At 32.7% G+C, this 11,084-nt stretch carries 12 protein-coding genes; 5 read left to right on the top strand and 7 right to left on the bottom strand.

Annotated elements, in window-relative coordinates; genetic code table 11:
• Positions 1–5 precede the first annotated feature (5 nt).
• Together AAGD63_RS05930 and AAGD63_RS05925 are read right to left on the bottom strand one after the other, a co-directional pair.
• A complete protein-coding gene (locus AAGD63_RS05930; RefSeq protein WP_006012924.1) occupies positions 6–761 on the bottom strand; it encodes an alpha/beta hydrolase in 756 nt (251 codons plus the stop codon).
• 1 nt (position 762) lies between these two features.
• Positions 763–1,287 (bottom strand): cytochrome c family protein, encoded by a 525-nt coding sequence (locus AAGD63_RS05925; RefSeq protein WP_341813346.1) that lies wholly within the window; start codon positions 1,285–1,287, stop codon positions 763–765.
• 292 nt (positions 1,288–1,579) lie between these two features.
• Between AAGD63_RS05925 and ruvA the strand changes: the two genes are divergently transcribed.
• The 5 genes from ruvA to AAGD63_RS05900 all read left to right on the top strand — a co-directional run bounded on the left by ruvA (position 1,580) and on the right by AAGD63_RS05900 (position 6,619).
• Positions 1,580–2,152, top strand: coding sequence for a Holliday junction branch migration protein RuvA (ruvA, locus tag AAGD63_RS05920; RefSeq protein WP_341813345.1), 573 nt, complete (start codon positions 1,580–1,582; stop codon positions 2,150–2,152).
• A complete protein-coding gene (ruvB, locus tag AAGD63_RS05915) occupies positions 2,149–3,138 on the top strand; it encodes a Holliday junction branch migration DNA helicase RuvB (protein ID WP_264330608.1) in 990 nt (329 codons plus the stop codon). Before ruvA ends, ruvB begins: the two co-directional genes overlap by 4 nt.
• A 267-nt stretch (positions 3,139–3,405) precedes the next feature.
• Positions 3,406–4,632, top strand: coding sequence for a hypothetical protein (locus AAGD63_RS05910; protein WP_341813344.1), 1,227 nt, complete (start codon positions 3,406–3,408; stop codon positions 4,630–4,632).
• A 323-nt stretch (positions 4,633–4,955) separates the two neighbouring features.
• Positions 4,956–5,138, top strand: coding sequence for a hypothetical protein (locus AAGD63_RS05905; RefSeq protein ID WP_341813343.1), 183 nt, complete (start codon positions 4,956–4,958; stop codon positions 5,136–5,138).
• Between the two features lie 29 nt (positions 5,139–5,167).
• Complete coding sequence (locus tag AAGD63_RS05900; protein ID WP_341813342.1) at positions 5,168–6,619, top strand: hypothetical protein; 1,452 nt, start codon at positions 5,168–5,170, stop codon at positions 6,617–6,619.
• Positions 6,620–6,663: 44 nt separating this feature from the next.
• Here AAGD63_RS05900 and AAGD63_RS05895 read toward each other — a convergent pair whose 3' ends face one another.
• The 5 genes from AAGD63_RS05895 to AAGD63_RS05875 form a co-directional block, all read right to left on the bottom strand.
• Positions 6,664–7,905: a citrate synthase gene (locus AAGD63_RS05895; RefSeq protein ID WP_341813807.1), complete on the bottom strand. Its 1,242-nt coding sequence runs from the start codon at positions 7,903–7,905 to the stop codon at positions 6,664–6,666.
• A gap of 80 nt (positions 7,906–7,985) precedes the next feature.
• Entirely contained in the window at positions 7,986–8,255 is a 270-nt protein-coding gene (gene rpsT / locus AAGD63_RS05890) for a 30S ribosomal protein S20 (RefSeq protein ID WP_341813341.1), read from the bottom strand.
• 43 nt (positions 8,256–8,298) lie between these two features.
• Positions 8,299–9,024, bottom strand: a complete 726-nt coding sequence (locus AAGD63_RS05885) for a lysophospholipid acyltransferase family protein (RefSeq protein WP_319606754.1) — start codon at positions 9,022–9,024, stop codon at positions 8,299–8,301.
• 56 nt (positions 9,025–9,080) lie between these two features.
• Positions 9,081–10,067, bottom strand: coding sequence for a site-specific tyrosine recombinase (locus tag AAGD63_RS05880; protein WP_341813340.1), 987 nt, complete (start codon positions 10,065–10,067; stop codon positions 9,081–9,083).
• Positions 10,068–10,438: 371 nt separating this feature from the next.
• Positions 10,439–11,074: a DnaA ATPase domain-containing protein gene (locus AAGD63_RS05875; protein WP_264330862.1), complete on the bottom strand. Its 636-nt coding sequence runs from the start codon at positions 11,072–11,074 to the stop codon at positions 10,439–10,441.
• Positions 11,075–11,084 lie beyond the last annotated feature (10 nt).

Genomic DNA, 11,084 nt, shown 5'->3' with positions numbered 1-11,084 from the left:
TTACTTCAATTATATATTTCTCCTGGCAAAAATTCTCTGATGGTCTTAAATAAAATTTTCAGTGAATGATTATCAGACATGTTGTGTTCTGCTGATTTTATTAAGTGTACTTCAACGTCTGTTGATTTGATTTTTTTAGCTAAATTTAATGAAACTTGATAAGGAACATCTTGATCATTAATGCTATGCAGCAAGCGCAAAGGACAGTTTACATCTATTGTTTTTTTATTTAAAAGAAGATTCTTTCTGCCGTCTTCGATCAAATTTTTAGTTATTTTGTATGCACAATGCTCCGAAGTAAAATCTATTACACCTTTAGAGCTTAACTCTTCTTTTTGCTTGTCTGACAATTGCTTGAATATTAAATCTTCAGTGAAGTCAGGAGCAGATGATATGCCGATTAATGCTGCAATTTTTTCTGGAAATTGAAGGGCAGTGAGCAGCATCAGCCATCCTCCCATACTTGAACCTATAATTATTTGTTTATTGATAGTTAATTCACTTATCACTTTAGCACAATTTTTTTGCCAATCACTTATTGTATAATCAGCAAAATCACCACTTGAATTACCATGGCCAAAATAATCAAAGAGCACAAGTGCTATATCATTTTCTTGGCAAAATTTGTAAACGGCAGTTGCTTTAGTTCCATCCATATTGGATGCAAAACCACTAAGAAAAACTATAGAAGCCTTCTTTCCTTGTAGCTTTCGATATGCTATATGGCCATTACTTCCATCGAGTAATTTACAATAATTCATACTACTTTGGCAAGGCAACCGGACTATCGCTCATCGAACGCAAATAGCTGACTAGATCTGCAATCTCTTGTGGATTAGAAATACCTGCAAATGCCATACGTGTACCTTTTATGTAGGCTTTTGGATTTTTTAAAAAAGCAAATAACTCCTCATATTCCCATTTCCCACCTTTTTCAAGTAGTGCTTTTGAGTAATTGAATGAGCTGCTAAGATGGGCCTTTTTATTTTCAACTACGTTCCACAAGTTTGGTCCTACTTTATTCATTCCACCTTTCTCAAAACTGTGGCAAGCTATACATTTTTTTGCTGCTGACTTCCCCTTTTCAAAGCTAGCATTTTTCATGAGCTCCCCAATATCAAGTGCCACTTGTTCAATCTTTTGCTGAGGCTCATTGCTGGCTGCTACTATTGTTTGGTGTTCAATTTTATAATCCTCTGGGTTATAGAGCATATCAACTACATTACTAACTATTATAATTATTAATCCAGAAAGTAAAATCGATGCTGCAATCTTATTAAGCTCCATAGTTAATTCTTATCAAGTAATGTTACTTAAATTATGCAAATATTTTCGCAAACAGCAAACAATTACCTTTATTCTACCAAAGATAGAAATTTCTATTACTTAGTTAATAGACCGCAATTCTGCTGCTGAAGTAACTCCGTGGTCCAGTCACATACTGGTCCGGAATAATATATTCAAATAGATTTCCTGCAAACCTGTCTACAATGATTGAAACTGGAACCACTTCTATAATGTTCGTTTGCTTGACCTAAGATTCAGGAGCATTTAAACTGAATTTTATAAAGTACTAGAAATGATAGGAAATCTAAGCGGAATAGTTGATGAGGTATGTAGCGATCACATAATCCTGAATGTGAATGATGTTGGCTACATAGTATATCTTTCAGCCAAAACTTTAAGTGCTTGTTCGATTGGAAGTAGAGTAAAATTACTTATCGACACTTATGCAAATAGCAGAGAAAACGTTACTCAGCTATATGGCTTTATAAGTAAAGAAGAACAGCAGTATCTGCGTTTATTAGTTAAAGTGAGCGGTGTCAGCTATAAAACCGCAATGTCAATTTTGAGCAAATTAACTCCAGAGCAACTGTTTTTGGCAATTATAAATGAGGATAAACTAGCACTTAAGATGAGTGGACTTGGCCTGAAACTCATAAATCGAATTATTACTGAGCTGAATGGCAAAGTAAGTAAATTAGAGACAAATAACAATCATTTTCACTCAATTAGTGAAGATGCTCTTTCAGCTTTGATCAATCTTGGATATGAAAGAACAAAAGCTTATGATACAATAAAAAAAATAGAAGATGAATCACCAAACTTGGACACTAAAGATATTATTCGTATGGCGCTTAAAACAATATGAAGTCAATATCATGTAGTAAGGAATACTCTGAAGATGTACGTAATTTAAATATTAGGCCTGAGCAACTTGATGATTTTGTCGGGCAAAAAGACTTAATACAAAATTTAAAAGTGTTTATAAATGCTGCACAGACGAGAGCTGAAGCTTTGGATCATGTATTGCTCTATGGTCCTCCAGGGCTTGGTAAAACAACTTTAGCACAAATTGTCTCTAAGGAATTAAGGGTGAGCTTTCGTGCAACTTCTGGTCCATTGCTTAGTAAAGCTGGGGACTTAGCTGCAGTGCTCACTACTTTAAATGCAAAAGATGTTCTATTTATCGATGAGATCCATAGATTAAATCGTAGCATTGAGGAAGTTTTATATACTGCTATGGAAGATTTTTGCCTAGATATACTAGTAGGTGAGGGCCCATCTACCAGAACTTTAAGAATAGATTTACCACCATTTACACTGATTGGAGCAACAACACGGCTTGGACTGCTTTCTGCACCGCTGAGGGATCGTTTTGGTATTCCCCTGCATCTTGAGTTTTATTCTTTTGAGGAACTGGTTGATATTATAAAAAGAGGTGCAAGAGTTCTTTGTGCTGAAATCGAAAAGGATGCTGTGCAGGAAATTGCCTGCCGCGCCCGTGGTACTCCAAGAATTGCTTTGAGATTACTCAGAAGAATAAGAGATTTTGTTGAAGTAAAAGATGATAAAAAAATTACCTGTGAAATTGCCGGTTCTGCACTATCAAAATTGGGTATAGATAAAATGGGACTAAATAAATTAGATATGGATTATCTGAGATTTTTGTTTAACACCTCAGGACCTGTTGGAATTGACACCATATCTATTGCACTATCTGAAGATGTTGGCAATATTGAAGAAACAGTAGAACCTTATTTAATCAAGGTCAGTTTCGTAAAGCGCACACCAAGAGGACGTGTTTTAACTGATCAAGCAAAGGAATATCTCAGTATCAATTCAATAGTATGCTAGTATTATAATATATTTTAGTGCATTGTATAGTATTACACTAACATTATAATATTCTCTTATTATATGATTTGCAGGTGTTTTAGAGGTAAATAAGAAAGTCTTCTGTTATAGTGAATATGTTCTTGAAAAATTACGTAATATATGCTAGGCTGCATATATTATAAATGTAAAAATGTCAATAACTTATTGACATTTTTTAAGATTAATACTTATTAAATACTTCATATTGTAAGATTGAGTTATTGTATTTTATAGACTTAAGATAAGATGGTAAAAAGTTTTCCAAACAATTATAGAAACAGTAATTCAATTAATGGAGAAAAAGCAATGAAAAATTTTTTAATCAATAACAACGAAGAGGACGGTAGCTCAATCTTCATTAATCGAATCAGGGAGCAAGATCTCTCTGCAGAGCAGAAGCTCAATGAATTAAAAGGATTCATGGAGGAGCTTGCTAGGAAAGCTGAGCTCAAGGGAATAGAGCTTGAGCGTCAGGCTGCGAGTTGCATTGATGAAACATTATCTCAAGTAGAGCTACAGATACAAGATAATGAGGATTACTTTACTGATGATAATCAAGGGGTATTCGCAAATTTCTTTGAATCCCTCTTTAATCTTTTTGAAGTAAATGTAGATCCGGAAGTCTACAAAATGCTCAAGGAGAAGAAAGAGAAAAATCTGCTTCTTTCGATAATTAAGTTTTTGCGTGATAAGCTTAAGGAATTAGTTAAAAAGATCTTCAAAAAAGATTTAGACTTAAGTTGGGATAAAAGGCTAGACAAAGAGATAAAAGAATTGCAGGAGAAATTACTCAGTGGTGGGTTATCTCCGGAAGAGGAAATAGCAATACTCGAACGTTTGCAAGCGTTGCAAAATTTAAAATTGAAGCTTCAAACTTTTCTCGTGGGCTCAGTCATTGCAATGTTTGCAGAAATTTTTGCAGTTGATTTAGCAGCAGTAGTAGAGCAAGATGTAACTGAGGAAAAGGAAGACAAAAAAGCAGAATCAAAAGAAGTTCGTCAAGAAATAGAAACAAAAGTGAATGAAGTCGCGCCAGTTCACCTCTTTAATTTTTCATCTCAAGTTCCAATGCCAATCACTCTGAATAAGCAAGAACGTGCTATTTTACCAAAGCCTGTAGAAAAATTAGTAGACACTCTACCTAAACCTGTTATAAGTCACAAAAATAGTGAAGTACCAAAACTGGAAAAAATGAATAAAGAAAAGAAAGAAGCAAAAGAAGAGAAAACTGAAAAACCAAAATTAGTTGTGTGCCCACCTGCTCCACAGCAAAAGGAACGCAGGAGAGTTAGAAGACAAAAATGTGGTGTTGATACAATGAGAACAAAGAAAGAAAAGCCAAATAGATCTTCCTGCGAGAGAAAGCTTAGTGATCAGCAAAAGTCTAATGCTTCTATGGAATTGCCAGGAGGATTAACTGATGATGTGAGAGTTGAAAACCATGCTTCTTCAGTCAAAGAGAGAGGTGTGTAAAGGTTCTCTTTAATTTGCGTGTGATTTTGGAGTGCTTTTTTTTAGTGTGTGCTGCTCATCTTTTTGTCATGCCAATTTTAAAAGGGTGTCATGCAAGTAGCCCCTCCATTGTCATTCCAGCGTAGGTCTCTCTCTTATCATCCCAGTGTCAGCTACTTGAATGACACCGTTTGCTACGGAAATTGTCACAATGTTCGTATAGTTGTATGCTTGACATTGGGGTCTAGGAGTATAAAAATGGTGAATAAAATTTATGTTAAAAAACTGCTTGTGCTGATAATTGATTCTTAATATACTCATTACATAATAATTTAGAGGTTGATATGCATGGTAACAATGATTCAGGCAAAAGAGTATTTGATAATACTGCTCCAGGAGGAGGAAGGGTTGATCTGAGCAAAATAGATCCAAAAAAAATAGATGATTTTAGAGATATGATTAGACGTGAAGAGGAAAGAAAGAAAAATCAATCTAGTGGTCAGGGCACCAGTAGGAGTGGTAAGTAATTATGTTGGTCAATTAGAGAGGTAGTGTTATGCCTAATAAAAGTGAAATAAATCGAGAATTAGTAAAAGCATTTAATAGTATTCTTCGTTTTAGTGATGATGTTTTTACTAATTGTACTGTAGACGGTACTTTTTCTTCCAAAGAAAATCATATTGTTATCTTGTTTGATAAAAATATGACTATTAATCAGCGCAAGGAGTACTTGAAAAGTGTGAAAGAAAAAGTAATAGAAAGATTTTGTCCGGATGAAAGTATTCTTGATGATAATTTTTATACAAAGTTTTTTCCTTTTAACTTTGATCAAGGGAAATGGGCTGAAGATAATAAATTTTTGGTGCCAATTAGGAAAGAGGTAGTTTCTAATCTAAAGTTTTTGCTAGCTAATGAAATTGCGCGATTTGCAACAGATCTTATTAAAGAGCAAGAAAAAGAAGACAAAAAATCGGAACTAGGTTGTGAGGATCTATCAGATGATATAGAGGAGGAGATAGAAAATCATGTAGATTATAATATAATTGATAAAGTCTTTAATAAGGGATCTTATCTATATGGTGCGGAGTGTGTTGATAGAAATTTGCAACGTTCTTTTGTAAATTTGCTTTCATCGAGGATAAAAGGTTATGAAAATGGTCCTAAAAAAACTAAGGATTTTTTACAAGAGAAAGGAAATTATGTATATCTAAAGAAAAGCATTTTTGATAATCCTAAGCTTGTTAAAGACATAGTAAAGCATATAGTATCTCTGACATGCCGTTGTTTTGATACTCCAAATACCGAGGATAAAATACATAAGATTCTAAAGTTTACAGTAGTTGATTTGTTTCGTAAAGCAAACATACAAGTTGATTTTATGGTGCGTAGTTCTTACTTGGGAAGTAATGAAGATTCAGTTTTAATTCCTATTGTAAGTGGTAGTAATGGTAATAGATATTTAACAAGAGAAGAAGTGAATCACGTTAATAATATGTTTGGTATGGATGTATTAAATAATGTTGAAGCTTATACTTCGCAGAAATCTCTATTGGATAGTAATAGTAAAGGATTGTACGGAATAGATTTTGCTAACCCAGACATTTCTGACTGCGTGATGAATAAAGTAATAGAGAGCTCTGTAATCAATGAGGACTATAAACTGTCCATTGATCCTGCGCGTGTGCCAGCTATGAAACCACAAACTCTTGCCCCTTCTGAAAAAAAAGTAGAGACGGATAGATCAAGTACAGATAGTGGTTTTGGTGATTCACCTAGGAATTCAGTTATAGGTAAATCACATGCTAAAAACTCAAGCAAATTCCTTGGGACCGACTACTATGGTGAAGGTAAAGGTGGGGATGATGCTTCGGCTAAAGATAGTGGCTTTGGCCCTTCTTCAGCACGATCTTCTTTTAATAAGCCCAAAACAACATTTAACCAACCTTCTATATCACAGCCTGACCAATCTTCTTCAAAAAAGCGTACATCAACTAGTTGTATTTTATAGCTAAAGAAAATTAGACTATTTGAGGACGAATTGTGAATGAAAGTTTATTTGCCAAGGTATAGCTGCCTTGGCCTACAAATCTTGGTTTCTTTATCGTTTATCATTTCATACCACTGGGCAACCCACCCAGTGGTTCTTGCAAGTGCAAAAATGGGTGTAAACATACTTGAAGGGATACCAATAGCATTCATTATTATACCTGAATAAAAATCAACATTTGGATATAACTTACGTGTAATAAAATACTCATCCTTTAAAGCTATTTCTTCAAGTTTTTTTGCAATTTCAAGTAATTTATTGTTTTGCTCTAGTTTGCTTAAAATCTCATGACAAGCATCCTTTAATATAAGCGCGCGCGGATCATAGTTTTTATAAACACGATGTCCAAATCCCATTAGCTTAAATGGATCTTTATCATCTTTAGCTTTCTCAATGAATCTATCTACATCTCCACTTTGCTCTATCTCTTTTAGCATATTTATAACTGCCTCATTAGCTCCACCGTGTGCTGGACCCCAAAGTGTAGCAACTCCTGCAGACAGGCTTGCAAATAGATTAGAACCAGCTGACCCTACCAATCTGACAGCTGCTGTAGAAGCATTCTGTTCATGATCAGCATGGAGAGTAAATATTTTATCCAGAGCTTTTACAAAAAGGGTATTATTAACAGCACTGCCAAATATCATATTTAAGAAATTCTCACTATAACTTAATTTATTATTAGCATTTATGAATTCCTGATTGTTGATATGTCTATAAATCATTGCAACAATTGCAGGAACTTTTGCTATTGCAGAAATTCCAAAATCTAAATCTTCACCATTGACATTTTTGCCATGCATTTCATGGTAAGACGCTGACAAATTTGCAAAACATGCAACTAAAATCGACATAGGGTGAGCAGTTTTTGGAAATGCTTTGATTACATTTGTAACTTGCTCTGATACTTTGGATGATTCTTGTATTTTGAGAAGAAATTTTTTGTGTTGCTCTGAACTGGGTAATTCACCATAGAGCAATAAATAAATCACAGCAGTAAAATTATTATTCTCTGCCAAATCAGCTATATTATGGCCCCTATATTTAAGAACTCCTTCATCTCCATCAATGAATGTAATTGTAGAAGAGCATGAAGCTGTAGAAACAAACCCTGGATCGTAAGTGAATAATCCTGTCTTCTTATATAAGTCCTTAATATTTAACACATCAGGACCTACTGTTCCACTTAATACGGGCAGATCAATTTTTGACCCATTACTTAGTTCCAATAATGCTTTTTTATCCATCACTTGAGCTACTTAAATTTTATACAGAATATACAAACTGAAGAGTATATATTAATACAGCTAACTTTACATTAACCGTATTAAGCGGTCATCAATGCTTTTACTTTTGCATTTAAGCGACTTATTTTACGCGCAGCGGTATTACTATGAATGACACCTTTATTTACACATTTGTGTAAATTGGATTCAGCATTCCGAAATGCCAAGACAACATTCTCTTTATCACCAGACTTGATTATATCAACCAATTTTCTAATAGCAGTACGAGTTTTGCTTTTTCGCATCTTATTTACTAAAGTACGCTTTGCTATTACCTTCATCATTTTTTTAGCACTCTTATGATTTGCCATATATTAATACCTGTACTTTTCTTTTAATTATAAAGTTTTTTTGTTAATTTGCAATATCAGTTTTTTCTGCAATTAATCTACTACTTCTTTCTTCAATGATTTTTTCTAAACTTTGCAAGAATTCATTTTTGTTTAACCCAGGATATATGGGAGGTAATATTTCTATTACCGCCTTTCCAGGATTCTTTCTCAGAGAAAGTATGCTTTTTGGCCAAAACAAACCAGTGTTTAAAGCAATCGGTAACACAGGAACAGATAATACGCTATATAAAGCAGCAATACCCGATTGATATTTTATATTTTGGTTTATAGTTGTTCTTGTACCTTCAGGAAATATTATTATGCCTCTATTTTCTTTTATACACACTTTTGCTAATTTCATGATATGACGCACAGAACTAATACCATCTGAGCGGTTAATAAAAATCATTTTTAATGCCATGAGATGCAAACCAATGAATGGAATCCATTTCAATTCACGTTTTAAAATAAAAACTGCTTTTCTAAAGAGTAGTATAAAAATAAATGTTTCAAATGGAGATTGGTGTTTAGATGCAATTATAAAAGGTTGCTTAGGAATGTTTTCCATTCCCCTCACTTCATATTTAATGCCACATAATAAACGCAACATGAATAATACAACTCTCACCGAGCAAACAAGGAAAATGGTTATTACACACTCAGGAAAGAAAATTACAGGGAGAGTAATTAAAGTATAGAATATTTCCCATAATATAAGGAGTAAATTAAACAATAAACTTGCAATCACAAACACACGTAAACTTATTTGAATTTAACTTTACTACAAAACTAAAAGCAATAAGTTTAATTATTGATCATCTGAGTAATAGGATGAGAATCAGCTAATTTGTCCTTTAACTTTTCGTTAGCAATATGAGTATATATTTGCGTTGTAGAAAGATTAGTATGGCCAAGAATTTTTTGTATCAGCACAATATTTGCTCCACTATTCAGTAGATGGGTAGCAAGAGAATGCCTAATCACATGTGGAGAGATTTTATTTTCATCAATATCGCACTTTCTTGCTAATTCCTTTATTAATTGACCAACTCTTTGCCTTGTAATTGGTTTATTAGGTTTATCACCTGGGAATAGCCAATCAGATTTTTTGTTGTTAGGGAGCAGATTGTCACGAATTGATAAATAATCTTTAAGGCTTTGCAATGCTTGCTCATTAAAAAAGATTTGCCTTTCTCTGCCGCTTTTTCCTTTTATTATTATATAGCCTTCTTTACCGTTACTGTTTACTAAATGTGATACTTCACATAACTTCATATTAATTAGTTCAGAAATACGCATCCCGGAAGAGTAAAGGATATCTAAAATTGCACATAGCCTTTTACTGCTTATCTTTTTATTCGATCCGCTTGCTGATTTTTTTACTGTTTCCATGAGCAAAAATATTTCTTGAACACTTAAATACTTAGGCAAAGGACGGGAAACCTTTGGATTTCTTAATTCATTATCATTAGCCGGTGCTGGATTAAAGTCTATTATTCCATCATTAAATAGGCACTTATAGAAATTTTTGATAGCAGATATTTTTCTTGATATAGAGCTAGTTTTATATTTCTTTTGTGTACGTAAAAAGTTTATATAATCTTTAATATTAGCTTTACTTGCACCAACTAAGGTAGTGCCTCCTTCTAATAAAAATTTTTCAAGTTGGTGTAAATCTGAACGATAACTTTCCAAAGTATTTTGTGTAGAGGATTTTTCGGAAATCAAAGTATCTATGTAATACGTTATGTAAAGATTCTCTTTTTTATTTTGTAGTTGTTTATTTTTCATTATCAGCTCCTATATTTATTTCTTTGACTATAATTTGATTGAAAGTATTTTTTGTGTTTTTTATAAGAAAATATGAGATAAACAAAGCATTTATCAATAAAGTAAGTACTACAAACCTTTGTTTTAACCTTTTTTTTAAATTTGATCTTATTTTTACCATATTTCAATTATAACATTGAATCTATAAAAAACATCCTGTAGAGTAAATTTTACTATCATATAAAATATCCCTTAGCTATATTTGTTTATTCTTATTATATCATAGTATTTATTATAACTTTAACATAAAGAAATAGTGATTTCAACTTCATTATTGTATGGGTATTAATAAATTTTTAATATATATAATAAATACCTTACAAAAAAAGGAATCAATTGGCACTTTTTTTTAATAAAGTGTTAATAAAAGGAATGGTTACATTTGATCCTATGGATTCACTATCTATTTTTTCTATAATTTTATTAATGCTGTGGAAAGAACGTTCTATTCTTGCTAGAATATAATTAATCACTTTTAAATCAATTTTTAACTGTTTATCTGAAAATCGTTTTATTAGCATAATTCTTAATAATTCCTCGCTTGCAGGCAAAATTTTTACGCTGGTAGTTGACAATATTCGGGAGCTTAAATCTCTTAGTTTGAAGTTAAGCTTTTTTGGTGAAATTGAAGAAGTGATTAGCAGTCTCTTATCATTTTCTTTCATATAATTATAACAATGTAACAACATTTCCTCATCTTTAATGTTTTGTACATCCTCTAAAATAAACGCATCGCTATACCTAATTTCGCTTACAAAATTATTCACATTAATAAAAATTGCATTGTTTATTGATTGCCAAATATGAGCAAGGTGAGTTTTTCCAGAGCTGTTAGGTCCAAAAAGAATCAGGCATTTCCAAGATAAATCGTTAACTATTGAGTTATATACGTGCTTATTTTCGTCTAAGGTGATATAGTTTTGCCAGCAATAATCAACTTGATTATTGCTAAATAAATTTAATTGCACGTAAAGCCTC

It is taken from the genome of Wolbachia endosymbiont (group B) of Germaria angustata (genome assembly GCF_964026725.1).
GTDB lineage: Bacteria > Pseudomonadota > Alphaproteobacteria > Rickettsiales > Anaplasmataceae > Wolbachia > Wolbachia pipientis_C.
This window is presented reverse-complemented; position numbering and strand designations above follow the sequence as displayed.

Excerpts from the sequence above, each read along its gene's own strand:
- AAGD63_RS05930 (WP_006012924.1), bottom strand. The coding sequence starts at position 761 with ATGAATTATTGTAAATTACTCGATGGAAGTAATGGCCATATAGCATAT.
- AAGD63_RS05925 (WP_341813346.1), bottom strand. The coding sequence starts at position 1,287 with ATGGAGCTTAATAAGATTGCAGCATCGATTTTACTTTCTGGATTAATA.
- ruvA (WP_341813345.1), top strand. The coding sequence starts at position 1,580 with ATGATAGGAAATCTAAGCGGAATAGTTGATGAGGTATGTAGCGATCAC.
- ruvB (WP_264330608.1), top strand. The coding sequence starts at position 2,149 with ATGAAGTCAATATCATGTAGTAAGGAATACTCTGAAGATGTACGTAAT.
- AAGD63_RS05910 (WP_341813344.1), top strand. The coding sequence starts at position 3,406 with ATGGTAAAAAGTTTTCCAAACAATTATAGAAACAGTAATTCAATTAAT.
- AAGD63_RS05905 (WP_341813343.1), top strand. The coding sequence starts at position 4,956 with ATGCATGGTAACAATGATTCAGGCAAAAGAGTATTTGATAATACTGCT.
- AAGD63_RS05900 (WP_341813342.1), top strand. The coding sequence starts at position 5,168 with ATGCCTAATAAAAGTGAAATAAATCGAGAATTAGTAAAAGCATTTAAT.
- AAGD63_RS05895 (WP_341813807.1), bottom strand. The coding sequence starts at position 7,905 with ATGGATAAAAAAGCATTATTGGAACTAAGTAATGGGTCAAAAATTGAT.
- rpsT (WP_341813341.1), bottom strand. The coding sequence starts at position 8,255 with ATGGCAAATCATAAGAGTGCTAAAAAAATGATGAAGGTAATAGCAAAG.
- AAGD63_RS05880 (WP_341813340.1), bottom strand. The coding sequence starts at position 10,067 with ATGAAAAATAAACAACTACAAAATAAAAAAGAGAATCTTTACATAACG.